The sequence below is a fragment of the Streptosporangium sp. NPDC049046 genome (assembly GCF_040649155.1).
GTDB lineage: Bacteria > Actinomycetota > Actinomycetes > Streptosporangiales > Streptosporangiaceae > Streptosporangium.
On sequence record NZ_JBEZEZ010000019.1, the window covers coordinates 115569 to 140589 of the forward strand.

Annotated in this window: 21 protein-coding genes; 14 read left to right on the forward strand and 7 right to left on the reverse strand. The window is 70.8% G+C overall.

From position 1 onward, the window contains the following. Positions 1 to 126 precede the first annotated feature (126 nt). The gene (locus AB0B96_RS26100; RefSeq protein ID WP_350944303.1) at positions 127 to 1080 is read left to right on the forward strand and encodes an ATP-binding cassette domain-containing protein; all 954 of its coding nucleotides are present in this window, start codon (positions 127 to 129) and stop codon (positions 1078 to 1080) included. Continuing rightward, entirely contained in the window at positions 1077 to 1886 is an 810-nt protein-coding gene (locus AB0B96_RS26105) for an ABC transporter permease (RefSeq protein ID WP_362902627.1), read from the forward strand. The genes AB0B96_RS26100 and AB0B96_RS26105 overlap by 4 nt, the downstream gene beginning before the upstream one ends. Here AB0B96_RS26105 and AB0B96_RS26110 read toward each other — a convergent pair. After that, positions 1868 to 5008 (reverse strand): BTAD domain-containing putative transcriptional regulator, encoded by a 3141-nt coding sequence (locus AB0B96_RS26110; protein ID WP_362902629.1) that lies wholly within the window; start codon positions 5006 to 5008, stop codon positions 1868 to 1870. The genes AB0B96_RS26105 and AB0B96_RS26110 overlap by 19 nt on opposite strands. A gap of 202 nt (positions 5009 to 5210) precedes the next feature. Here AB0B96_RS26110 and AB0B96_RS26115 point away from each other — a divergent pair, with 202 nt between their 5' ends. From AB0B96_RS26115 to AB0B96_RS26125, 3 genes are all read left to right on the forward strand, one after another. After that, positions 5211 to 7418: a hypothetical protein gene (locus tag AB0B96_RS26115; protein ID WP_362902631.1), complete on the forward strand. Its 2208-nt coding sequence runs from the start codon at positions 5211 to 5213 to the stop codon at positions 7416 to 7418. Positions 7419 to 7677: 259 nt separating this feature from the next. Further along, entirely contained in the window at positions 7678 to 7938 is a 261-nt protein-coding gene (locus AB0B96_RS26120) for a hypothetical protein (RefSeq protein WP_362902633.1), read from the forward strand. A gap of 6 nt (positions 7939 to 7944) precedes the next feature. After that, complete coding sequence (locus tag AB0B96_RS26125; protein ID WP_362902635.1) at positions 7945 to 10263, forward strand: M64 family metallopeptidase; 2319 nt, start codon at positions 7945 to 7947, stop codon at positions 10261 to 10263. A 226-nt stretch (positions 10264 to 10489) separates the two neighbouring features. On the opposite strand, the gene AB0B96_RS26130 is transcribed toward AB0B96_RS26125, so the two are convergent. From AB0B96_RS26130 to AB0B96_RS26140, 3 genes are all read right to left on the reverse strand, one after another. Continuing rightward, the gene (locus AB0B96_RS26130) at positions 10490 to 11596 is read right to left on the reverse strand and encodes a CapA family protein (protein WP_362902637.1); all 1107 of its coding nucleotides are present in this window, start codon (positions 11594 to 11596) and stop codon (positions 10490 to 10492) included. Between the two features lie 170 nt (positions 11597 to 11766). Then, a complete protein-coding gene (locus tag AB0B96_RS26135; RefSeq protein WP_362902639.1) occupies positions 11767 to 12909 on the reverse strand; it encodes a GNAT family N-acetyltransferase in 1143 nt (380 codons plus the stop codon). A gap of 49 nt (positions 12910 to 12958) precedes the next feature. Further along, complete coding sequence (locus AB0B96_RS26140) at positions 12959 to 13897, reverse strand: LysR family transcriptional regulator (protein WP_362902641.1); 939 nt, start codon at positions 13895 to 13897, stop codon at positions 12959 to 12961. A 116-nt stretch (positions 13898 to 14013) separates the two neighbouring features. Here AB0B96_RS26140 and AB0B96_RS26145 point away from each other — a divergent pair, with 116 nt between their 5' ends. From AB0B96_RS26145 to AB0B96_RS26160, 4 genes are all read left to right on the forward strand, one after another. Further along, positions 14014 to 15285 (forward strand): MFS transporter, encoded by a 1272-nt coding sequence (locus AB0B96_RS26145; protein ID WP_362902643.1) that lies wholly within the window; start codon positions 14014 to 14016, stop codon positions 15283 to 15285. 172 nt (positions 15286 to 15457) lie between these two features. Then, positions 15458 to 16657 carry an SMI1/KNR4 family protein gene (locus AB0B96_RS26150; protein WP_362902645.1) on the forward strand — a complete coding sequence of 400 codons (1200 nt, stop codon included), beginning with the start codon at positions 15458 to 15460 and terminating at the stop codon, positions 16655 to 16657. A 293-nt stretch (positions 16658 to 16950) separates the two neighbouring features. Next, a complete protein-coding gene (locus tag AB0B96_RS26155) occupies positions 16951 to 18297 on the forward strand; it encodes a hypothetical protein (RefSeq protein WP_362902647.1) in 1347 nt (448 codons plus the stop codon). A 13-nt stretch (positions 18298 to 18310) separates the two neighbouring features. Next, on the forward strand, positions 18311 to 18571 hold the full coding sequence (locus tag AB0B96_RS26160) for a hypothetical protein (RefSeq protein ID WP_362902649.1): 261 nt from the start codon (positions 18311 to 18313) through the stop codon (positions 18569 to 18571). A 161-nt stretch (positions 18572 to 18732) separates the two neighbouring features. Here the strand turns inward: AB0B96_RS26160 and AB0B96_RS26165 are convergent, their stop codons facing one another. Beyond that, positions 18733 to 19278, reverse strand: coding sequence for an XRE family transcriptional regulator (locus AB0B96_RS26165; protein WP_362902651.1), 546 nt, complete (start codon positions 19276 to 19278; stop codon positions 18733 to 18735). Between the two features lie 56 nt (positions 19279 to 19334). Between AB0B96_RS26165 and AB0B96_RS26170 the strand changes: the two genes are divergently transcribed. Both AB0B96_RS26170 and AB0B96_RS26175 read left to right on the forward strand, forming a co-directional pair. After that, the gene (locus AB0B96_RS26170) at positions 19335 to 20495 is read left to right on the forward strand and encodes a pyridoxal phosphate-dependent aminotransferase (protein WP_362902653.1); all 1161 of its coding nucleotides are present in this window, start codon (positions 19335 to 19337) and stop codon (positions 20493 to 20495) included. A gap of 67 nt (positions 20496 to 20562) precedes the next feature. Further along, positions 20563 to 20718 (forward strand): hypothetical protein, encoded by a 156-nt coding sequence (locus tag AB0B96_RS26175; RefSeq protein WP_362902655.1) that lies wholly within the window; start codon positions 20563 to 20565, stop codon positions 20716 to 20718. 50 nt (positions 20719 to 20768) lie between these two features. On the opposite strand, the gene AB0B96_RS26180 is transcribed toward AB0B96_RS26175, so the two are convergent. Next, the gene (locus AB0B96_RS26180; protein ID WP_362902657.1) at positions 20769 to 21068 is read right to left on the reverse strand and encodes a nucleoside triphosphate pyrophosphohydrolase; all 300 of its coding nucleotides are present in this window, start codon (positions 21066 to 21068) and stop codon (positions 20769 to 20771) included. Positions 21069 to 21262: 194 nt separating this feature from the next. On the opposite strand from AB0B96_RS26180, the gene AB0B96_RS26185 reads away from it, so the two are divergent. Beyond that, complete coding sequence (locus tag AB0B96_RS26185) at positions 21263 to 22231, forward strand: hypothetical protein (RefSeq protein ID WP_362902659.1); 969 nt, start codon at positions 21263 to 21265, stop codon at positions 22229 to 22231. A 65-nt stretch (positions 22232 to 22296) separates the two neighbouring features. Here AB0B96_RS26185 and AB0B96_RS26190 read toward each other — a convergent pair whose 3' ends face one another. Further along, complete coding sequence (locus AB0B96_RS26190) at positions 22297 to 22872, reverse strand: ATP-binding protein (protein WP_362902661.1); 576 nt, start codon at positions 22870 to 22872, stop codon at positions 22297 to 22299. Positions 22873 to 23091: 219 nt separating this feature from the next. Here AB0B96_RS26190 and AB0B96_RS26195 point away from each other — a divergent pair, with 219 nt between their 5' ends. Both AB0B96_RS26195 and AB0B96_RS26200 read left to right on the forward strand, forming a co-directional pair. After that, positions 23092 to 24474: a hypothetical protein gene (locus tag AB0B96_RS26195; RefSeq protein ID WP_362902663.1), complete on the forward strand. Its 1383-nt coding sequence runs from the start codon at positions 23092 to 23094 to the stop codon at positions 24472 to 24474. After that, positions 24471 to 24956 (forward strand): GNAT family N-acetyltransferase, encoded by a 486-nt coding sequence (locus tag AB0B96_RS26200; protein ID WP_362902665.1) that lies wholly within the window; start codon positions 24471 to 24473, stop codon positions 24954 to 24956. The genes AB0B96_RS26195 and AB0B96_RS26200 overlap by 4 nt, the downstream gene beginning before the upstream one ends. The last annotated feature ends 65 nt before the right edge of the window (positions 24957 to 25021 follow it).

Below are 25021 nucleotides of genomic sequence, written 5' to 3' on the forward strand. Positions count from 1 at the left end.
GGGTCCGTCCGAGGAACGCGCCTCCCGCGTGTCATGCCGACCGGCTCGCCGACACGGATCTGTGCCGTCGCCGACACGCGGCTCCTCCAGTGTGCGTGGGGTGAAGACACCACCGGGAAGAACCTCATGACCCTCGCCTTCGAGACGCGAGGACTCGTCAAACGCTTCGGAAAGACGACCGCGCTCGCCGGAGTCGACCTGGCCGCCCCGCAGGGCACGGTCCTCGGCGTACTCGGGCCGAACGGCGCGGGAAAGACCACCGCCGTGCGCGTGCTGGCCACCCTGCTCAGACCCGACGAGGGACACGCCACGGTCGGCGGGCTCGACGTCGTACGGCACGCCGCCCGGGTGCGCCGCCTGATCGGCCTGACCGGGCAGTACGCGTCGGTCGACGACGACCTCACCGGCACGGAGAACCTCGTGCTCATCGGGGAACTGCTCGACCTGCGCCGCGGGGAGGCCAAGGCGAGGGCCGCGGAACTGCTGAAGGAGTTCGGGCTCGCCGAGGCGGCGGGGCGGGCGGCCAAGACGTACTCGGGCGGCATGCGTCGCCGCCTCGACCTCGCCGCCGGTCTCGTCGGCCGCCCCTCCGTCGTCTATCTGGACGAGCCGACGACCGGTCTGGATCCGGCCAAACGTGACGACATGTGGAGCGTCATCCGCTCGCTGGCCGCCGACGGGGTCACCGTGCTGCTCACCACGCAGTATCTGGAGGAGGCCGACGCCCTCGCCGACAACATCTCGGTCATCGACCACGGACGGGTCATCGCGAACGGCACCCCGGCCGAACTCAAGCACGTCGTGGGCGGGCAGACGATCCTCGTCCGGCCCGCGGACCCGGCCCGGCTGGCGGACGCCGCCGCGCTCGTCGGCGCTGTGGTCGGCCGCACCCCGGAATCACCGGGCCGAGGCGTGATCACCGTTCCGGTCGAGAGCGACACCGCGTTCACCGAGGTCGTACGGCGGCTCGACCAGGAGCGGATCTCGGTCACCGAGCTCAGCCTCCGGCTGCCCAGCCTGGACGAGGTCTTCTTCACGCTCACCGGACGTCACGCCGAGGAAGAGGAGAACGCGGCATGACCCTCACCGTGGAACGCGCGCAGGCGCCGGCGCCACTCAGGAAGCGGCCCTTCGGGCTGGTACGGCACAGCCTCGCGCTCGGCAGGAGGAGCCTGACCAAGACGCTGCGCACCCCCGAGCAACTGCTCGACGTGACGCTGCAGCCGATCGTCTTCGTGCTGATCTACGTCTATCTGCTCGGCGGGGCGGTGGCCGGCTCCACCCAGGACTACCTGCAGTTCCTGCTTCCCGCCATCCTGGTGCAGACGGTGATGTTCGCCGGGATGGCCACCGGGGTGAACCTCAACACCGACATCGACAAGGGGGTCTTCGACCGGTTCCGCAGCCTGCCGATCGGCCGGTCCGCACCGCTGATCGGCTCGGTGCTCGGCGACCTGGCGCGCTATCTGGTGGCCGTCGTCTCCCTGCTCGCCTGCGGCCTCCTGCTGGGGTTCCGTATCCAGACCGACCCGCTCTCCGCGCTCGCCGCGTGCCTGCTCACCGTCTTCTTCGCGTTCAGCCTGAGCTGGGCGTTCGTCCTGATCGGGATGCTCATGCGCAGCCCGGGCGGGGTGCAGGGGACGGCCTTCCTGGTGCTGTTCCCGCTCACCTTCGGCACCAGCATGATCACACCGAAGGAGACCCTGCCCGGCTGGCTGCAGACCTGGGTGGAGATCAACCCGGTCGCGCACGCGATGGACGCCTCGCGCGCCCTGATGCTGGGCGGGCCGGCGACGGGCCCGGTGATGTGGACGCTGCTGTCCTCGGTGCTCTTCCTCGCGGTGTTCGCGCCGCTCGCGGTCCGCGCCTACCGCCGCCGTACCTGATCGAGCGCGGCGGTCCGGTCGAGCGCCATGCCCCGCGCGTGGGCGGCGTCGTAGGCGGCGTCGCCCAGCTCGTCCCTGAGCCGCCGGACCAGCCCGGCGATCTCCAGGTTGAACCGGTCGGGGGCGCCGCGGAGCCGCTCGGCGACGCCGAGGGTCTCCGCGGCCCCCGCCAGGTCGCCCTCGCGGGCGCGCAGGGCCGCCGCGGCGACGCCGACGTGGGCCAGGACCGGCATGTCCTTCCCCTCGACCGCCCAGTCGGTCGCCTCGGTGACCCACCGTTCCGCGGCCACGAGGTCACCGCGGTCCACCGCCAGATGCGCCATCGCCCGCAGGACCAACGCGTGGAACTGCGGGGCGACGAACCCGATGCCCTCGATGCCGGTCACCGCCGCCTCGTAGTGCCGCTCCGCCCCGACCAGGTCGCCCGCACGACGGTCGAGGTCACCCAGCGCGAGATGGGCGAACGCGATGTTCCGCTGTGACCACCGCCGCTCCCCTGGCCGCGTCATCGCCAGAAGTTCGGCACGCGCCCGGTCCACGTCGCCCTGCTGCGCCCGCGCGTCGGCGAGCGTGATCCGCTGGTGCACGGCGTGGTCGTCGGGGTTGAGCTCCCCCAGCAACCGGATCGCCTCCTCCATCGTCTCGACGGCCTCGTCGAAGTCACCGAAGACCAGGTGTGCCTCCGCCAGCGAGCTCAGCACCTGGGCGAGCCCCCAGCGGTCCCCCAGGTCGCGGAACCCGGCGGCGGCGGCGAGCAGGTCGCGGCGCCTTCCCACCTGATCCCCCTCGTTCTCCAGGAGCGCCGACCTGATCATGAAGAGCATCGCGCGGGTCCACGGGTGGGGGTGCGACATCCGTCGCTCGATCGCGGCCACGCCCCGGACGACGTCGTCGGTGAAGATCGCGAAGATGGGTTCGATCAGGGCGAGGAACGGATCCCCGGTGTCGGGAGCAACGACCTCGGCCAGCGCCCCGAACCGCTCGACGACGTCCTCCACGCCCTCGTGCTCACCGGCGAGCATCCTGTTGATCAGGTGGAAGGCGGTCGCGACCGACCGGCGCTCCGAGGAGACCTCACCGGGAACGTCGAGGGCGAGACGGAGCCGGACCACGGCCTCCGCGTGGTTCTCGCGCATCATCCAGAAGGTGCTCAGCGCGGCGGCCAGCCGTACCGCCGTGTCCGCGTCGCCCGCGTCGGCGGCGAAGTGCAGGGCGGCGAGCAGGTTGTCGTGCTCGGTCTCCAGCACGGCGAGCCAGACCAGCTGCCGCTCCTCGCGCAGAAAGGGCTCGGCCGTCTCGGCGAGGTCCAGGAAGTACGCCGCGTGCGCGGCCCGCACCCGGGCGACCTCCCCGTTCTCCGCGAGCCGCTCCAGCCCGTACTCCCGGATCGTCTCCAGCATGCGGTAGCGCGGCTGCGGCGCCTCGACCACCTGCAGCAGCGACCTGTCCACCAGCACGCCGAGCAGGTCCAGGGCCGTACCCGGCTCCGCGCACACCCGCTCGGCCGCCTCCACCGAGATCCCGCCGGGAAACACCGCGAGCCGCTCGGCGAACCGGCGTTCGTCACCGAGCAGGTCCCAGCTCCAGTCGACGACCGCGCGCAACGTCCGATGGCGGGGCAGCGCGGTACGGCTGCCACCGGTCAGCAGCCGGAACCTGTCGCCGAGACGCTCGGCCACCTGCGGCGCGGTCAGGGAACGCATCCGCGCCGCGGCCAGCTCGATCGCGAGAGGCAACCCGTCCAGCCGCCGGCAGATCTCCACCACGGCCGCGACGTTCTCCTCGGTGACCGCGAAGCCGGGCCGTACGGCGGCGGCCCGCTCGGCGAGCAGCCGCACCGCCGGGCTGGTCACCGCCTGCCGCACCGAGGCGTCCGGCTCGGGCAGCCCGAGCGGGGTGACCGGGCACAGCACCTCGCCGAGTATCCCGAGGGGTTCCCTGCTGGTGGCGAGGACCCGTAGCCCGGGGCAGCGCCCCAGCAGGTCTTCCGCCAGGTGGGCCACGGCCTCGACCAGGTGCTCGCAGTTGTCCAGCACGATCAGGGTCTCGGCGCGCGAGAGCGCCTCGACCAGGCGGCTCGTCGTGTCCCTGGGCACCCCCTGGGGATCGAGCACCCGGGTGCCGAGCGCGCCGAACACCGCCTGGGGCACGTCGGCCGTGTCGGTCACCGCCGCGAGTTCCACCAGCCAGGCACCACCGGGCCACCGCTCGGCGAGCCCTCCGGCGACGGTGGTCGCGAGCCGGGTCTTGCCCGCCCCGCCGGGACCGACCAGCGTGACCAGCCGCCCCTCCGCCAGCGACGCGCCGACCCGCCGCACCTCGGCCGTACGCCCGACGAAGCTGGTCAGCGCGGTCCGCAGGTTGCCCTTCTGCCGGCGGGCGGGCTCCGCCTCGCCCTCCTGGAGCAGCGCGAGGTGAATCTCCCGCAGCTCGGGCCCCGGGTCGGCCCCCAGCTCCTCCGCCAGACGGAGCCTGATCCTCTCGTAACCGGCCAGCGCCTCGGCCTGACGCCCCTGGGCGTGCAGCGCCCGCAGCAGCAGTCCCTGCAGCCGCTCTCTCAGCGGATGACGGGTCGCCGCCTCGGAGAGTTCGGCCACCAGGTGAGCGTGCCGCCCGGCCGCCAGGTCCGCCTCCGCCCGGTCCTCGATCGCGGCCAGCCGCGCCTCCTCCAGACCGGCCGCGTACGCCGTGGCGAAGGAGGCTCCGGCCGCGTCCGCCAGCGCGGGACCTCGCCAGAGCCCGAGCGCCTCACCGAGCAGGGATCCGGCGGCCTGCGCGTCCCCGCCGTTCAGCGCGCGCCTCCCCGCCCGCGCCAGCCGCTCGAACCGGTGCGCGTCGACGGCCTCGGGCGGCAGGTCGAGCCGGTAACCGCCGCGATCCGACAGCAGCACCGAGGCGTCCGGCAGGCTGCGGCGCAGCCTGGCGACGAGCGACCGTACCGCGTTCGCGCGGTCGGCGGGCTGCTCCTGGGGCCAGAGCGCGTCCGACAGCTCGTCGGCGGTGACGACCCGCCCCGCTCCCAGTGCCAGCCGGATCAGCAGCACGCGGAGCCGGACACCCCCGATCTCGACGCTCTCACCGGCCGCCGTCACCTCCAGCGGACCCAGGATGCCCACACGCATGGGGCCAACTGTGCCACGCCCCGGCACGACACGGCTCCTGCGTTTCCACGACGCCGCGCACGCCCACCGACCCGCACCTTTACTCTCCGTACCATCGAGATCACGATCTGTCGGCGATAATGGCACGATCGACGGCGCGAAGCCGCGAGCCCGGTCCTTTCACGACCGGGAGGCCGACGGCAACGGGAGTAGGGGGTTCACGGTGCGGACGCATTTCGATCCGGAGGAGGCCGAGGAGTTCGAGTCGGCGAAGGACCTGCTGGTCCGTCGCTGTCTCGCCTGGGCGGACGAGCGCGGCACGCGGGCCGACGAGGCGATGCTCGCCGCGGTCCTGGACGCGCGCCACCGCAGCCGTGACGGGCGGCTCGCCTACTGGGACACGCGACAGGTGCGGCGTTTCCTCCTGGAATGGATCCCCCGGCACCTCGCGGCCGAGCGCGAGACCCTCGCCTCCGCGCCGGAGAACCTGCTCACGCTCCTGCGCTACCTCACCGCGTCCGGCCTGCGCGACCCCCGGGGCGCCTCCCTCGCCGAGCTGGAGGCGGCCGTGGCCGAGGCGGAGGCGGAGTTTCCCGCGGCGCTCGCCGACCCGGCCCGGCAGGGTATCGGGAGACTCTGGGCGCAGACCGCCCTCGACAACGGCTTCGTCCTCGACGACGAAGAGGACATGGCCCGCTTCCAGCACGACGTCAGCAGCGGCCGGATACAGTTCGACGCCGACGTGGTCGAAGCGCTTCTCCAGGCCGAGTTCGGCGGCGCGGGACCCGACGACGACCGGGCCTTCTCCCAGTGCCCCATCGCCCTCCCCACCGCCGCCGAGCTCGCCGCCGACGCCGCGAGGAGCGAGATCGTACGGCAGCTGACCGCCCTGACCGGCTGGGTGGGGAAGGACGGGCGTCCTCTCACCAAGGCCGGAGACCTGCGGGCGGCCGACGCCCGCGAGCTGGCGGAGCTGCTGGACATCGGGGAGCCGGATCAGCGGGCACGCACGTCCGGCACCCGCGAAGCGACGGAGCCGCCGAACGCGCAGAAGCGCAATCCGGAGGCGCTGCCGGGCACCGGGGAACGGGATCCGGCGCGGCCGACGGACACCGGGGAGGGGGATCCGGCGCACCTGCCCGGCACCGGGGAACGGGATCAGTGGGCGCGCGGCTCCACGGAGACGCCCCGGTTGGACCTCCTGCTGGCCTGGGCGAAGAAGGCGGGCCTGGTGCGGGTGCTCAAGGGACGCCTGGTCCCGGTGGCCAAGGCCGCCCCGCTGCTGCGCGACCCGGAGGCGCTGTGGCGGCGCGCGTTCGAGGCGGTCTTCGAGCTGGGCGCCGCGATCTGCGCGCCCGCCTCCGGGAGGGTCGGCTTCTCGATGCTCGTCACGGCGTTCGACGAGCTGCTGCCCGACGTGCTGAACACGATGTACAGCCTGCCGGCCCCGATCCCCGTCGCCCGGCTGCAGGAGACCGTGTGGCTCGCCTGCCAGGAATACTTCCTGCTCGACTTCGCGGAGAACGGCTCCCGCCAGGACGTCTGGCGCCGACGGGTCGACGAGGATCTCCTGGTGGTGTTCGACGTCCTCTCCCGCCTCGGTGCCGTCGAGACGAGCCACGGCGTGCCCGACGAGCTGTACTCCAGCGACCTGCGTCCCGGCTTCGTCGAGGGGATCGGCGAGCTCACCCAGGACGACCTGCCGTTGCCGCCCGAGGCGTGCGCCCGGCTCCTGACGCGCCTCGCGGAGCCCGGCCCGCTGGTATCGCTAACGCCCCTGGGCACCCGAGCCGTCCGCGAGCGGCTGCTCGCCGACGGGCGGGACGCCCCGCTGATCGGGGAGCTGGCGGACGCCGAGGCGGGCGAGCTGCTGGGAGTGATCGCCCAGCACTACACCCAGGAGACGGCGGCCGCCGAGCTCGAAGGCTGGCTCGCGGCGCACGGAGGTGACATCGAGCCGCTCCTGGACGCCATCCGCGCCTGTCCCTTCCGCACCCGCGCCTCCGCCATGCTCTCCGCCCTGACCGAGTCGCTCCCCGACGGCCGGTCGATGCGGGCGAGTCTCCGGCACGACCCGGCGCTGGGATCCCTCGTCCTCACCGCCCTCCTGGAGGAGGGAGAGCTGGGCCCCGAGGATCTCACCGCCCGCGAGCACTCGCTGCTCCTCGCCGAGGGGATGATCATCCTGCTGGAGCTGGGCGGTCCCGAGGCCATCGTGGAGCAGCTCCGCGAGTCGGCGGGCAGGGACGCGCCGGAGTTCGTCGCGGAGGTGCTGGATTCCGGGCATCCCGCGCGGGAGGCGCTGGAGGAGTTGCGCGTGCTGGTGTACGAACCGATGCTGGCCAGGAGCGCCCGGCTGCGGCTCGTGCCCAGCCCGGCGCCCGGCTCACGGGGCCGTGCCAACGGCCGCGGCGGGAAACGCCGACGCTGACGTCTCCGCCGCCGCCACCGGTGACGGCCGGTCGCCGGAGGTCATGACCGGCCGCGCGTCCCCGACGGGGTCGCGACACGCGACCGGGGCCGGAGAGCCGCGCCTCCGCTGTGGAGCACCGTGTTCAGGGGATCGGCGCCACCGCTTCGGGGGCATCGCCCCTTCCACAACGCCAGAATTACGAAAATTAGGACTATCGCCGACAAAACATGATCGATAGCCTCCTTCGACACTTTGTGTGTCAGAAGGAGATATATCCGTGCAAGTACCTCGTGCCCTCATGCCGGCGATCCTCACCTCCGGATCGATCGGCATGGTCGGCGTCGCCCCCGCGGCGGCGGACCCCACCCCCGCGTCCTCCACCGCCGCGGTCGAGGACGAGCTCCTCGGCAAGCTCACGGCCATCCCCGGGCTGACCGTGGTCTCGGAGACCCGGCCGACCGGCTACCGGTTCTTCGTCGGTCGCGCGTCGGAGTCCCTCCCCCACGACGACATGCTCCCCACCCGCGGAAAGCGCTGACCCCCCATGCGTATCACCAGGCCACTCACCGCCCTCGCGGCCGTCTCGATGACCGCCGCCCTGCTCACCGTGCCCGCCGTACCCGCCGGCGCCACCTCCGACGGCGCCGTCGGCAGTGCCACCGTGGTGCCGCTCCAGGTCACCGGAGCCCCGGCCAAACGGTTCAACCTGATCATCATGGGTGACGGCTACACCGCGGGCGAGCAGTCCACGTTCGCCGCCGACACCGACCAGCAGCTCAACGTGATGTGGTCCATCGAGCCGTACAAGTCCTACCGCAACTACTTCAACGTCTACCGGGTGGACATCGTCTCCGGCGAGTCCGGCATCGGCTGCGACCCCGACCTGTCCGCGGGGAGGAAGAACACCCCGCTGAGCATGGCCTTCTGGGGCGGCTGCAACCCCTCCAGCGTCCAGCGGCTGATCACCATGAGCAACTCGGCCGCCAACACCTACGCCAACCTGGTGGCCGGGACCAGCAGCGCCAACCGGCAGATCCTGGCCCTGGGCAACAGCGGCACCTACGGCGGGGCGGGCGGCGCCTACGCCACCTCCTCCGGCCACAACTCGATGTCGGCCCTCATCGCGCCGCACGAGATCGGCCACTCGCTGGGCGGCCTGCAGGACGAGTACACCTACTACACACGCGGCGTGGAGGGCGGCGCCTACACCGGAGCCGAACCCAGCTCCGCGCACCACACCCTGCTCACCGAGCAGCAGATCGCCGACCAGCGCAGGAAGTGGTGGCGCTGGCTGGGCGAACCCAGCGAGGCCGGCGGCACCATCGGCCGCCACGAGGGCGGCCTGTACTTCGGCACAGGGGTCTGGCGGCCCAGCGAGCACTCCATCATGAGGACGCTCGGCTACTACTACGACCAGGTCAGCCGCGAGATCATGACCCAGAGGATCTCCGCCAAGACCGGCCTCATCCAGGACGGCACGCCGGCCACGTCGCCGGTCGGCGCCGACCGGGTGCTCTGGGTGGAGCCGCTGCACCCCAACAGCCACTCGCTGACCACCGTCTGGAGCGTCAACGGCACCGACCTGGCGGGCGATCGCACCACCCTCGACCTCCGCACGCTGAACCTGCCGGCCGGCACCCACACGGTCAAGGCGACCGTCACCGACCCGACCGACTTCGTACGAGACCCGGCCATCCGCTCCGGTGCCCTCACCGCCACCCGCACCTGGACGGTGGACACCACCGTGACCACCGTCCCCGCCGACGTCGGCCCCGGCCTGCTCTCCTCCACGCCCACCAACCAGGCGGTCGGTCACGACGAGGTCGTCTACGTCGAGACCACCCACCCCGACGACAACGTCCCGACCGTCACCTGGACGCTGGACGGCAGGCGGCTCGACGACAACGACGGGGACCTGGACCTGGGAGAGCTCACGCTCACCCCCGGCAACCACACCCTCACCGCCACCTCCGGCGGCGACAGCCGAACCTGGACCGTCGACAACACGCCGCCCACCACCGGCTACCGGCTCTCCGAACCCCTGGTCTCCTCCGGTGACACCTACGTCTACAACGGCCCCTTCACCATGAGGCTCACCGGCGACGACGACCAGGACGGGTACGTCGTCAGCGAGTCCCGGGTGGACGGCGACGGCTGGTTCAACTACTTCGGCTGGCCGACCTCCGCCGACCTGCCGTGGACGTTCAGCGAGAGCGGCACCGTCATCGACAGCCTCACCTTCGGCAAGCTGCCCCGGGGCAGGCACACCGTCGAGTACCGCTCGATCGACCCCAGCGGCAACTACGGTACGGCCGAGAACTTCACGGTCACCACCCTCGCGCCGCCGCCCGCCTGCACCACCACGGTCACCGGCACCAGGAACGGCACGCTCCCCGTCCGCTCCGGCGTCACCTGCCTGAACGACGCCCGGATCAACGGCGGGGTGACCGTCTCGGCGGGCGCGTCCCTGGTGGTGACCGGCGGCACGATCAACGGAGCGCTCACCGCGACCGGCGCCGCCGAGGTGCACCTGCTCAAGGCACAGGTCAACGGCGCGGTCTCGATCTCCGGCACCACCAACCGGCTGATCATCGCCGGCGCCGAGCTCAGGGGCGCGGCGGTGCTGAACGGCAACACCACCGCCGACGCGCTCGTGATGGCGGGCAGCAGCGTCCGCGGCGCGCTGGCCTGCACCGGCAACACGCCCGCGCCGTCCAACGCCGGGGTGGCCAACCAGATCACCGGCAGCGGCCAGTGCGCCGGCCTCGTCGACCCCCGCCCCAACCCCCGCGGCAAGACCTACGAGGCCGTGGTCTCCAGCACCATCCCCGAGAGGGGCATGTACGAGCACAACCACAACTGACCCACTCGACCGGCGGGGCGGCCCCACCAACGGGCCGAACGGGGCGGCCGAGCCGCCCCGACCCCACAACCGACACGTGTGAACGGCGGGACGTCCCCACAGGGGCGTCCCGCCTCCGTGTTCTCAGAGACCGTCCCGACCGCACGACCGCACGACCGGACACCGTCCACGGTCACCCCAGGCACCACCCCAGGCACCCGGGGCACTCCCGAAGTCTCGCTCACGTTCACCGCAGCACGAGCGTGCCGTCCGGTTCGAGGTCGACGCGTGACCCGAAGTTCCGGCCGACCCGGTCGAGAACCCCCCGCAGCCATTCGGAGTCCTCCTCCGAGGCGTGCTGGAGCCGCATCCGGCGGGCCCGCAGGGGCACCATCCGCAGACCGGTCAGGTGGCCCGAACCGGGCTCCACCGACGCGAAGTACAGCAGCCGCAGATCGTCCCGGTACTCCTCGTAGCCGGGGATGCCCTCGTAGTCGTCGACGAGGTCACCGCAGCCGTACAGGATGAGCCGATCCCGGTAGACCTCGACGGGCCGGGGATGGTGCGAAGAGTGCCCGTGCACCACGTCGATCCCGCCGTCGACCAGCCGGTGCGCGAAGCGCGTCTGCTTCCGAGGGACGTGGTAGCCCCAGTTGGAACCCCAGTGGATGGAGACCACCGCGACGTCACCGGGACGCCTGGCCCGCCGTACCCGGTCGGCCAGCTCGGCCGCGGCGGCCTCCGACAGCTCGGGCACGAAATCGACCCCGGCCCGGTCCGGCGCCGCCGCCCATTCCGGCGGGACACCGCTGGACTCCGTCCCGCAGGCGAAGACCAGGACCCGCCCTCCCCCCGCCACGGGAACGACCGCCGGTCGCCTCGCCTCGCCCACCTCCCGGCCGGCCCCCACCGACCGCAGCCCCGCCCCGGCGAGGACATCGAGCGTCTCCTCCAGCCCCCGTCGGCCGAAGTCCATGACGTGATTGTTCGCCAGCACGCAGGCATCGGGCCGGGCGACCGCCAGGCAGGGAAGGTTGGCCGGACTCATCCGGTAGTTCACGGCCTTCCCCGCCGCGAAGTCGTCGCTCCGGGTGACGCTCGTCTCCAGGTTCACCACCCGGACCTCCGGCGCGGCCTCCGCCAGCACCCGCAGGGCATCCCCCCACGGCCAGGAGAAGCCGACCGGCCAGGGAATCCGGCCGTTCGCCGCCTCCGCGAGATCAACGTAGGTCATGGCGTCCTGGACATGCTCCTCCCGCAGCGTCGGGTCACCCGGATGAGGAAGGATCTGATCGACGCCGCGGCCGAGCATGACGTCCCCACAGAGGAACAACGTCACCGGATCGGTACGCACACCTCCAGGCTAGGCGGCCCTCGTCCGCCGGTCACAGATGTACCGCCGACTCGCACACCGTTCCGGCGGAAAAGGACGGCCGGGACGTGCCAAGCCCCGCACCCGGCTCACGGGGCCGCCCCAGCGGCCGCGGCGGGAAACGCGGACACCGGCAAAGGCCCGCATGCGGATCACGGCACCGCCGGACCCAGCGGAAGCGTGTACTCGATCGAACGACGCTCGATCCCGAACCCGGCGCGGGTGTAGATGCCGAAGGCTCCGGTCGGATTGTCGGCGTCCACCCCCAGCCCGGCCTTGTCGTACCCCTGCGCGCGGAACTCGCGCAGCGCGTGCGCGAGCAGGGCGCTCGCCACCCCGCGGCCCCGCCACTCACGCAGGGTGCCGATGATCTGAATCCATGCCTCGCGGATCCCGGTCGCCTCGGTGTCGGCCTCGAAATAATGGGTGAGCAGCACACCCACGCTCTCTCCCGCCGCGTCCAGCGCGACGAAGGAGCTCTCCGGTCGGAACACCTTCACCCCGACGATGCTGTTCCGCCAGGACTCCGGCGTGTGCTGGACGCTCCCCCAGTGGTCGACGAACGAGCGGTTGCGCACCTGGAGGACCGCGTCCTCCAGATCATCCCGATAGGTGACGATCCGGAGCCCGTCCGGCGGCGAGACCTCCGGCAGCTCGGCCCCCAGGTCGAGGCTCATCCCGTAGAACCATCGGGCCGGCTTCATCCCGGCCCCGACGACCAACGCCCGCAGTCCCTCGTTGCGGCTGTCCACCTCGACATGGAGTTCGAGCGGCTGCCCGGGAAATCGGCGCTCGTGCAGCACCGGCGTGTTGCCGATCGCCCACTCCAGCAGGTGCCTGCCCAGCCCCCGGCGCCGGTACTCCGGACGCACCCCGCCCCACAGGCTCATCAGATGCACCGGTTGAGCCGTGGCCCGGCTCATGGTCATCCCGTACGCGACCAGCCGGCCGGACTCCCACGCCGCCAGCGTGCCCTCGACCGGATCGAGCAGCGGGTTGGCGAGCTCCTCGGCGAGGTCGTCCGCGTCGACCCTCCCCCCGACCTGATCGACCTCGTCGATCGCCGCCAGCAACTCCGCCCACGCCTCAAGGTCGTCTTTGGTCAGCGGAGCCCACTCGAAGGTCATGACCACCGAGCGTAGAAGCGGGCCGCTTTCCCCGGCCACCCGTTTTCCCTCCGTCTGAGATGCGCCGCGCAGCGCGCGCGGTATAGCCCGCCGGGTGGCGCCCGTACGGGGCGGGCGTGTCGGGTCGTCGTGGCGAATCGTGGCGGAGAGCAGGAGGATGATCTCCATGCCTGGGATGAGGGTGGCCGGCCTCGATGGGTACAGACGTGGCTGTGTCTCAGCGTGAAATCACCCAGGCGGGTGTCCATGTCTCGGCGGTGTCGTGGCCGGCTGTGGTGGCGGCGAAGTGGGCGCGGAGGGCGGCCAGTGCCGGGTGGGGGTTGGTGTGGTGCCACAGGAGGGAGTGCGGGTAGACGGGCGTCGGGTCGGTTACCGGGATACGGCGCAGGCCGTGGCCGGTGGGCCAGACCAGGCGGGTGTGTTCGCCCATGAAGGTGGCCAGGGCCGGGGTGTCGGCGATGGTGTCGAGGAGCGCGTCGGAGCCGAAGTTGGGTCCGGTCGCCTCGATGGTGAGGCCGAACTCGGCGACGAGGTCGTCGTAGTAGGCGGCCCACTCGGTCCCGGGGACGATGCCGGGCATCCAGATCCGGTGCCCGGCGAGCTGGGCGACGGTCACCGACCGGGCGTCGGCCAGTGCGTGGGCGGGCCCGGTGAGGAGCTGGAGCGGCTCGTCGAGCACCCGGACGGACTCGATGCCCGCGGGGAGAGGCCGGCCGGGCATGGCGACGGCGCGGAAGGACGCGTCGATCGCCCCGGAGGCGAGGGCGGCGACGGCCGCCTCGACATCGGACAGCATCACCACGTCGAGCTCGATCTCGGGATGCGCGCGGTGGAAGGCCCGCATCAGGCCTGAAGCCGCGACGCGCGAGGCGATCACGTCGACGCGCAGCGGACGGCTGCCGGGGCGTACGGAGGCGACCGCGCGCTCGGTGACGCGCAGCAGCTCCCGGGCGTGGGGCAGGAACGCCTGCCCGTCGATGGTGAGCCGGGCTCCGCGCGCGGTGCGGGTGAACAGCCGCACCGCGAGGTCCTTCTCCAGCCCGGCGACGCGCTTGGAGACGGCCTGCTGGGTGATCGACAGATCCGCGGCGGCGTCCTGGAACCGGCCGGTGTCCACGACGGCGACGAACGTGCGCACGGCATCGAAATCCAACACCCGGCTGACCATATCCAACAACCGGCTGTTGTGCGGTTCCGGCCATACGGTTGTTTGACCTGCCCTCCTGCTCCCCGCTTTGATCCCACGAGTCAACAGATGGTTGCCCTCAAGAGATGGTGAGGCGCACGGTGGGAAGGTCGCCCGGTCGGCGGTTCGGATGGTTCTGGGCCGCGTACGCGGCAAGCACGTTCGGTACATGGCTCGCGTTCGACGCGTTCGCCCTGATCGCGATTCTCGCCCTGGACGCGGGGCCTACCGAGGTGTCGGCACTGGCCGCGGCGGGACTCGCGGTCGGGGCGGTGGTCGCGGTGCCGCTCGGGCCGTGGGTGGAGTTCCGGCGCAAACGGCCGGTGATGATCGCGATGGACCTGATCCGGTGCGCGGCGCTGATGAGCGTTCCCACCGCCTACCTCCTCGACCGGCTGAGCCTCGCCCAACTCCTGGTCGTGGCCGTCGTCGTCGGTGCCGCCGACATCGCCTTCACCGCCGCGAGCGGAGCGTGTCTGAAGGCGCTCGTCCGCCCCGAGGACCTGCTCGTCGCGAACGGGCGACTGGAGGCGACGACCTGGACCGCCACCGCGCTCGGGCCACCGCTCGGTACCGCCGCGATCGGGCTGGTGGGCCCGGTGGCGAGCGTCGCGGCCAACGCGGTCAGCTTCCTGCTGTCGGCCGCCGGGATCCGCGCCATCGGCGGACGGGAGCCACGCCCCGCGCGAACCACCACCTCCTCCCGCCCCCGAGCCGGCGACCTGCTGGAAGGATGGCGCCACATCCTCGCCGACCCGGCGCTGCGCCCGTTGTTCTTCAACACCGTCCTGGTCAACGGCCTGATCATGGCGGCCTCACCGCTGCTCGCCGTCCTCATGCTCGGCGACCTCGCCTTCACCCCCTGGCAGTACGGCCTCGCCTTCGGCGTCCCCTGCGTCGGCGGCCTCATCGGCTCACGACTGGCCCGCCCGCTCCTCGCCCGGTTCGGACACCACAGGGTCATGCTCACCGCCGGGACGCTGCGCGCGTGCTGGCCGCTGGGACTGGCCTTCGTCCACCCCGGCCCCACCGGACTCCTCCTCGTCGTCACCGTCGAACTCGGGCTGATCACCTGCATGGGCGTGTTCAACCCGGTCTTCGCCACCTACCGGCTCCAGCAACTCCCGCCGGATCTGGTCGCCCGCACCCTGGCCGCCTGGTCGATCACGAGTAAGGCCACCATCGCGGCCATGACCGGCGCGTGGGGCCTGCTGGCCGGCTTCACCGGCCCCCGCACCGCGATCGCGATCGCCGGACTCCTCCTCCTGACGACCTCGCTCCTGCTGCCCAGAAACGACCGCACACCCCAACTCAACGACGCCGCCCAGACTCCCCAGAAAAGGCGGACACTCGCATGAGCACCATCCCCGCGCTCGACCCCGCACGCACCGCCCTGCTCGTCATGGACTACCAGCGCTGCTCCCGGAGAGCGAGAGCGAAGCCCTGTTGGGACGCATGGAAAAGGCCATCGCCGCCGTTCGTACCGGCGGCGGCAACCTCCGCCGGAGGAGGGCCGGATAGGGTGCCGCTGTGGATCTGGACGTCATCCGGCGCGGCATCGACGCGCTCCGCGAGTACGACACGGACCTCGACCTCTTCGGCGCCCGCGAGCACCGCTACCGGTTCCAGCCACCGCTCGACGAAGCCACACTGGAGGACGTCGAGACGCGGATCGGGGTCCGCTTCCCCGCCGACTACCGCACGTTCCTGACCCGGCTCGGCAACGGCGGCGCCGGCCCGTACTACGGGGTCCACGGGGTGCGGCCGGACGCCTCCTGGACGCGGTTCGGCCCGTTCCCCTTCACCGAGGAGTGGGAGCCGCCCACGGACGACGAGGGCTACGACGAGGCCATGAAAGCCGCCTTCGAGGGACTGCTGCCGGTCTCCGAGCACGGCTGCGGCTACCGCTCCCACCTCGTCGTCAACGGCCCCGCGGCGGGCCAGGTCTGGGGCGACTGGACATGCGTCGGCGAGGCACTCGCCCCGCAGGCCGAGTCGTTCGGCGCGTGGTACCACGACTGGCTGGAGGCTTCGCTGCGCGAGGTGCTGAGCGAGCGGATCGAGGCCACCGTACGCGACGAGACCGGCTGGAGCGTCGACCGGCGGTTGCTCGGCCTCCTCCCGCCACCGCTCGTCGGCGGTGACGAGAGGCCGGAGGTGCAGGTCCCGCGACTGGTCCGCCGCGCCTACCTCGCCCTCTACGAACGCCGCACCGACGACGCCCGCGACCTCCTCGCCGAGGCCCACGCGGTCGGTGCCGAGGGCGACCACGAAGCGACGCGCCTCGCGCTCGCGCGGGCCGTGCTCCTGCGCGAGGAAGGCAGGATCACCGACGCCCTGACCACCGTGGAACACACGATCTCGCGAAACGGCTGGTGGTACGACAGGGCGTGGCTGCACCGCCTGCGCGTCGAGCTGCTGCTGACGCAGAATCGGCTGGACGACGCGCACGCGGCGACCGAGGAGCACATCGCGCGCTGTCCCAACGACGACTTCGGCTACGTACGCCGCGCCCTCCTTCGGGTGCTGACCGACTCCCCCTCGGCCGCCGAGGAGGTCCTGCGCGCCGACGCACCCCTCGGAAACGGAATCCGATCGGCGGGCCACCCACGTCCCGCCGACCGCACCCCCGTCGCGCTACGGCTCCGCGCCCGACGCCTGGCCTGGGAGTGCCGCCGCTGGGGACACGCCGCTGACGCACCCCGCTTCGACGCGATCGCCGCTCACTGAGCGGGGGACTGAAGACCCGACCCGGCCGTGCAATCCCGGCCCGGAGCCGAACTGTGCCGGGCCGTCGTGCCGCACAGCTACGTGAGCCCACCGTCCCTGTGACGCTCGTCGGTGAAACCGAGGGCGACGACCCGCCCCAAGTTCGAAACCGCCGTCACCGATAGTGACGATCTACGGGATGACGACGTCCGCGACAATCACCACCCCCTCAATCACTCTTCGCTTTCGGATGACGACTCACTGAAATGTCGTAGCGGCCCGGCACACTGACGTCCGACACGGGAGGTGGAGCCATGGCACAGGGCCTGGGCAGGAACACGGTCCGGCAGACGCTCGGGCTCAGCGTCTGGGAGATCGAACTCGCGGCCACGACAGGCCTGCTCCGGCGCCTTCCCGACCGGACTTTCGACCCCGTCTCCGTCAGGGCGGCCGAAGCCGACATCGAGCACTTCCGGCAACTACTCGCCGCGGAGCGCCGCTGCACCGTCACCGAGGCGTCGGCCAGGCTCGGTGTCTCGTCCGACCGCTTCAAACGGATCATCGCCGCTACCGGTCTGGCACCGGTGGCCACCGAGGAGATCAGGAAGTACGGCAGGATCCTCACCGTCCGCTACTACCGCGCCGCAGACGTGGACGCTCTGGCCGACCACGTCCACGCGGACACCGAGCTACGCGCCGCCGCGCGGGCGGTCTCCCGCTCCGAGGCCGCGAGAAAGGCCGTGCAGACCCGCAAGCTGAACCTCGAACGCGCCGTCGCGGCCCGCGCGGAGATAGAGACGATCAAACCCGCCTTCGACGCGGACTGTGTGCGGGTCCTCCTGTGGACCGCCGCGCTGATGACCGCCGTCGACATCTGGCCGGGGCCGCTCAGCCCCATTCGTCGCATGGCGGACCCCCGCATCCCACCGCTCGCCGAGATCCTGCGCGACGCCCGCCTCTCTCGCACCGACCTGGAGGCGATGCTCGCCGAATTCACCCCGAGATCAGCGGAGCTCGTACCCCTCCTGGTCTCCCCCAAGGACGCGGAACGGGAGTTGGGCGTGCCCGTTGAGATGATCCCGGCCGAACTGCCCCGGTTCGGCGACCACCTGCTCGCCCCCCTCCTCCGCGAGGCGGTCTCCTCACCCCCTCCCTGGCTACTACGGGCACGGGCGGAGGTGGAGTTACGACGAGCCGTCCAGGCGGAGGAGCGGCGTGCCGTCGAAGAAGCCTCCCGGCAGCGCCGAGCCGAGCGAGCCGCCGTCGACCAGGCCGCCCGAGTGGCCTCCCGGCTGTCCGACGAGTCCGTGGCCGAACTGTTCGGCATACCCCCCGACGTGATCCGGCGGCTCCGCCCGGCAAGCGGCCGTTGGACGGCCGATCATGTCGCGAGGCTGCTCAGGAAAACCCCGCCGTGGCTGCACGATGAGTCCGCCGCCCGAGCGGAGGCCGACCGCCGTCATCACCGCGAGGCCGACCGCCGCCGTCACCGCGCCGAACGGAAGGCCTCCCGGCGGCTCTCCTGGCGCGTTCTCTGGGCCGAGGCACTCGGTGTCCCCCTCGACCGGGTCCCCGGTTCGGTCGGCCGTCCCACCCGCGCGGCGATCGAAGCCGCCAGACGAGAGCCACCCCGCTGGGCACGCGAGACACCACCCGACTGAAACCTCCGTTCTCATGAGCCGCCGTAGCCTCCCGAAGCGATCGAGAACCATCGCCGAACCCGGCTCCATGGTCGAGCCCTACCTCCGGGAAGTCGGCTGCCCCGAGTCCCCCGGGGCCGTGCACTCCGGATCCTGGGTCGTCGAACCCGAACACCACGAACGAACCTGCCTGGAGACCTACCTCTTCCTCGCCGGACGCATGAGCGGCCGGTTCATCGACCACCAATGGCTCGCCGAGGACAGAACCCTCTACGCCATCCCGCTCAGCGGGTAACGACGCTCTCGCCGATGCCGCACATCGACATCAGGGTTCAACTCGACGGTTCTGTGCCAAGCGGGTATCTGCCCTTTCACGGCGAGGACTGGAAAACGATCATGCGTCGGCGGGCCGGTGAAGATGACTCTTCTTGTGGCTTTTGCCGGCCGATGCTCGGGTCAGCTCTCCGGGTGCACCATGAGAAGGACGGCGCGATTGTGCACGGCGTGACCTAGGTACAGGTGCGAGCGAGCGGCATCGAACCGGATCGAATCGCCTTCGGCCAGATCGGTGGGGGAATCGGCGGGGCCGACGGTGACGCGCCCGTGGGTGAGCACGAGGCATTCCTCGACACCGGGCAGGTGAGCCTCGGAGTGCTGGGTGCTCTGCGCGATGGCGATGTCGTAGACCTCCACGGTGCCGCGCAGCCTGATGCGGTGGAGAAGGCGCGCGCTGACCGCGTCGCCCTCCACCTGCGGTCGCCTGTCACCGACGCGTACCACCTCAACCGTCGAGGCGGGCGTTTCCAGCAACTCACCGAGGGACACCTTCAGCTCGGTGGCCAAGGCCCACAGGGTGCTCAGGGTCGGGTTGCCCTGGCCCTGTTCGATGCCGTGCAGCGTGGTCTTGCTGATGCCGCTGGCGGACGCCAGGTCGGCCAGCGACATCCCGGTCGCCGTGCGCAGCCGGTGCACGTTCTGCCCCACCACGTGCGCGAGATCCATGCGTATCAGCATAGTGGTATATCTGTACCGGCAAAGTGGTCGAGGTTGGAGGCGACATGACGGTGACGCGGCTGCGTGACATCCCGGGCATCGGTGTGGACACCGTTGGTGACGCGGCCGATGCCGCAGGCGACCCGGAGTTCTTGCGACTGGAGAATCTCGACACCGACCTGCGTCCGCCCGCCGTTGCCATCGCCGCCACGCATGCCGCCGTCGACGACGACGCGGCCAACAGCTATCTGCCGTTCCAGGGGCATCGCTCCCTTCGTACGGCTGCCGCAGCGCACGTCGGGCGCATCTCAGGGCGCCGCTATGACGCCGACACCGAGTGCGTCAGCGTGGCCGGCGGGCTCAACGGCATCCTCAACACGCTGCTCGCAACCGTGGAACCCGGGCAGGAGGTCGTGCTGTGCGACCCCATCTACGCCGGCCTGGTCAATCGGATCCGGCTCGCCGGCGGCATCCCCCGCTTCGTCCCCGCACAGCCCACCGCGGACGGCTGGACCATCGACGCCGAACGACTCGCCGACGCCGTCGGCCCCAACACGGCGGCGGTCCTGATGATGGGACCGGCGATGCCGACCGGCCTCGTCCTGGACGACCACCACTGGTCCGCCCTCGCTGACGCCTGCGAACGCCACAACGCTTGGTTGATCTACGACGCGGCCATGGAACGCATCCGCTTCGACGGCCGCCCGCCCAGCCACCCGGCAGCCCACGAGGGCCTGGTACAGCGCACCATCACCGTCGGTTCGGCCTCCAAGGAGCTGCGGCTCATCGGCTGGCGCGTCGGGTGGGTCGTCGGCCCCGCCCCCATCATGGCCGACATCCGCCTCGTCGGCTTGACCAACGTCGTCTGCCAGGTCGGCCTGGCCCAGGAAGCCGTGGCCGCCGCACTGGACGCACCCGACGCCGACGCCGATGTCGCCGCCGCCACCGCCGAATGGCAACGGCGCTGCGAGACGGTCCTGGACCAGCTCGCCGCCTACCCTGTCATCCGGCCGCACGGCGGCTGGTCACTCCTCATCGACACCAGACCCCTGGAGCTGACCGCCCTCGAACTGTCCCAGCGCCTGTTCGACCGGGCGAAGGTCGCAGCCACCCCCATGGACGGCTGGGGCCCCAGCGGAAGGCACTACCTGCGGATCGTGTTCGCCAACGAACCCGTCGAACGCCTCACCGACCTCGGCGATCGATTCCGCCTGGCCATCCGATGACAGACCGGAAGGCACCCCCGCAAGCAGGGCTTATCGTGATCAGTGACACGCTGCCGGAGCAGGCCGGATGACCTTGGCGGTCATCGGAATCGGCCTGGACGGCTCCGGTTATGACATCGACGCGCTGTTCCTCGTCGAGGACGGCCATTCTCGCCGCCCGATCGGCCGAACCACCGGAATTGGTTATGCCGGTCTCCGCCAGGTCCGGCCAGAGCCCCGATAGGGCCGACCTTCATCCTCCCCTGAGAGCAGAAGGCCGGCTCGGTGACACTCTCAGCCAAGGTAGAGCCGTTCGAGGAAGGCACCCCGCTCAGCCCGCTTGACCTCCGCGACCTTCTCGATGTCCGCCCACTCGTGCCCGTGCACCTTCGCGATGGCCCGCAGCACTTCGAGCACGTCGGCGATCTCTTCCGCCACCTCGCACATCGGTGCCTCGCGCAGCTCCGCCGCCTCCTCGAACAGCTTCTCCAGCAGCGCCGCGCGGTAGTCGTCCTCCCCGAGCACGGTCACCACCGGCTCCCTGCCGTGCTCCCGAATGATCTCCGGAATCCTGTCCCGCACGAGTTTCCCCACCTCAGAGCACTCCTTCGCGCACCTACGGCTTCCTTCGGAAAACCCAGAGACTACCGATCTCCTCCGTCGTGCGCGTTTCCCGGCACGAGCGGTGAAAATGGCGTGTATTTCGGCAAATACACACCAAGGGTGGCGGTCGTCATATGGGGCTGGATCTGTCTCATTGGGAACAGAGCGCGCGGTCCTCGTGGCGGATGGCCGTACTGATAGGGGCGAACAGCCGTACCTACAAGTTCGCCCTCGGCTCCGCGCTCCTGGAGGCCGCCGCCGAAGACCGGTCGGAGATCCTGCTCCGTGACCTGGCGGTGCCGTACGCGATGGAGTTGGTACGACATCTCGGCCAGGCCCCGCAAGGACCCGAGAAGAGCGCACGGGGAGAGAAGGACTTCCTCTCGGTGGCCGAGCGAGAAGCCGCAGAGTCGCTCAGACTCGGGAGTCCCACCGAAGAACTACTGGCGGCGGCCATCAAGTCCATGCCCGAGATGGTGATGCAGAAGTTCCACAACCTGCGTGGCGAAGGAGCGGAGATACCGCATCGCTTCTACGAGATGACCGGCCGCTCCCACGAACGGGTCGTCCGGCTGAGCAAGGAACTCCGCGACATCGCCCAATCGGAGCAGGCCCCGACCCTGCGGGGCGAGTTGTCAGCCCGCTGGAGCATCGTGGAGACGTCCTTCGCCACCGGGATCGGTCAGAGCCTGATCCGTGAGGGTGTCGCCGTGGACCTGACCACCCTGCAGATCACCGACCGGCAGCGCCGCCGATCGGTCGCCGGCGTCGCGGACGCGGTCATCGGCTTCCAACGCGGCCTCTGCCTGATCTGCGCGTACCCCATCGCGTTGGGCATCGACGACATCGCCGTCGACCATGTGTTCCCCTTCTCGTTCAGGAGGCTCCTTCCCCCCGGCGGCAGAGGGACGGTACCTGACCTGGACGCGATCTGGAACCTCGCTCCCACCCACGCGGGGTGCAACGGCCGCAAGAGCAACCGAACCCCCACGGAACAGGAGATGTTCAGACTCGCGCAGCGGAACGCGGCCATCATGCAGTCACCCCACCCACTCAGAAAGACCTTGGAGCTGACCTTGAAGCGCAGCGGATACAAGACCCCCGGGCCAGGCGAGTGGTTCACGTTCATTCGGCAGGTACGCGACCTTTTTTGACGCACTGCCTTCCATGGAGCCGGGACCGGCGGCGTGAGTCCTGGTCATCACCGCCGGTCCCGGGATCAGGAGGGCAGGTGGTGGTCGGGGAAGGCCGGTGCCCACGGTTGCGTGGGAAGGTGGGCACCGGCCTTCGGGGACGGTCCGTCGTCCTGCACGGGGGAACTCGGACGCGGACCGGTCTTGGTGGGCAGCGCGAACCCGACGGCCTTGCCGGGAGTACCGGTGGCACGCATCCGGGTCACGTACGCCCGGCAGCGGCCCTTGGACAGGGCGTGCACCAGCAGCAGCCCTCGGCCGCGCTCGGCGAGCAGCCCCACATCGGGTTCCTCACCGCAGGCATTCAACCGATCGAGGATGGCGAGGATACCGTCGAGGTCCCGGTCCGCGTCGATGACCTCGCACCAGGACGGCTCACCGTCCACGAAGACGACCCTCAGCTCGAAGGGCTGCCAGCCGTGCTCCTCCGCGTTGGCGGCCAGTTCGGCGACGGCGCTCTCGGCATCGCTGAGCTCTTCGCCGTCGAAACCCGCGTCCTGGAGCACCTGCCTGACAACAGCTCGGGCCCGATGGGCCGCGGAGCCCGGCCGCAGGGTCTTCACCAGCACGCGGTAGTCGTGGAGCCTGGTCGAGGGTGCCACGCCGTACCTCCCGGGTCTCGTCGACGGGCCGATGCCGCCCCGCCTTTCCGTCACCCAGTGGACCAGCAGCGCAACGCAGAGTGACAATGTTTGCGATGTGAAGGTCGTGAACCTCCCGGCCATCCCGTGAAGGTCGTGAAGGTTCGCCGTTCTGAACCACGGGGGCATTCACACCACGTAGTCATCGGGCTACCGTTCGCCTGAGACAGGGAGGCCCGGATGACGCACACGCCCACGGCGCTGGCCGAGATCCTGCAACGTGCCGAGATGAACCCGCGCCAGCTCGCCGCCGCGATCAACTCCTGGCTGCAAGGACGTGGCCTTGGCAACCGGCGTATCGATCCCACCGCCCCTTATGCCTGGGTTCGGCACGGCTACAAGCCCTACGACCCCATCCCCTCAGTGGCGGCCATCGTGCTCTCCGAACACCTCGGCCACACGATCCGGGTCGAACAGCTCTGGCCGTCCCGGCAGCCCTCACCTCTGCCCGCCGTCTCCGCTCTCGGTCCCTCGGCGAACGTCGAGGACATCCTCCAGTCGCTCAACGACCTGACGAGTCTCAGCACTGGGAAACACACCGATGTCGCCGCCGCCTCCGGACCCGACCTCGCTGCCGCCGTACTCGACGGTCTGCACGCGACCGTGTCACAGCCCCACCGGAACGCAGGTCGCGACCGCGTCCTGCCATCCCAGGTACGACTGATCGGCGCGCACGTCGAAGCACTGCGCAAGCTCGACGACCAGCACGGCGGCGGCGCACTCAGCCTGCGCTACATCACCAGCGAGCTGCGCAACGTCCTGGATCTGGTCCAGTGCGCCGATTACGAGCCCGCAGTCGGGCACCAGCTCCTGACCATTGTCGCCGACCTCGCCCAGCTCGTCGGCTGGGTCCACTTCGACGCCCAACGCTCCGGCGCCGCCGAACGTTATCTACTGCTCAGCGAACGTGTCGCCCGAGGGCTGGGTGATCTGGGCCGGGCCGCGAACGCCATCGGCATGCTCGCCTACATCTCCGCCTTCGCCGGCCACGGCCAGGAAGCCGTCCACATCGCCTCGGCGGCCGAGCGCTGCTGCCCGGCTGACCCCGTCACGCGAGCCCGGGTCATCGGCCGCGTCGCCACCACCGCAGCCGCCGTCGGAGACCTCTCCGCATTCCGCCAGGCTTCAGAGAAGGCCAGGGAGGTGCTGGATTCAGCCGATATCGCCCCGGCCTACCTCTATTACCTGGAGCCCGAGCAACTGGCCGCTGAGACCGGACAGGCCCTCGTCGTCCTGGGCGAGCAGATGACCGTCTACCGCAAACCCCTGCTCAACGAGGCCATCGGTCTGCTCTCCCCGATCTCCACAGTCGGTGCCCGTCCCGACTACCCGCGCTCCGCCCTTTTGCACTGCACCTTCCTCACCCACGCCCACCTACTGCGCGGGGACGTGGAAGCGGCGGTCGACGCGGGCCAGGCCGCGCTCACTCGACTCGACGAGGTCCAGTCGATCCGCGTACTCACCTACCTACGCCGCCTGCGCCCAGCCTTCGCCCGTCGCAGCCGCTCCCCGGCAGTCGCTTCATTCCTCCCCCATCTCGACACCGCTCTGGCCCAGACATGATCGCCACCCGTTTCCTCATCCGGCCCCGTCCCTACGATCACCCAGACGCCACCCACCTGGTCCGCGCGCTCTTCGACGACCAACAACAGCGTTACGGCTACGCCGACCCCTTCGAAGCCGACCCTGCCTCCTACGCCCCGCCCCACGGCCTGTTCCTCGTCGGCTATCTCAACACCGTCCCGGTGACCTGCGGCGGCTACCGCACCTTCGACGAACCCACCCACACCATCGAGATCAAGAAGATGTACACCGTTCCACGCCTCCGCGGCCTGGGCCTGGGCGAACGCATCCTGACCGCCCTCGAACACTACGCCGCACAGAGTGGGGCACAGCGCTCCATCCTGGAAACCGGCGTACGCAACACCGCAGCTCTCGCCCTCTACACCGGTATCGGCTACCAACCCGCCGCCCGCTACGTCGATGGCCGCGATCCCGCCATCAATCGAGCATTCACCAAAACACTCACAAGTCCCACCCTCTGATCGGTCCAGCTTCTACCAGCGCGTTATTCAGTAGCGCCAGCCCGCTTCGGCCGCCAGGGCACAGC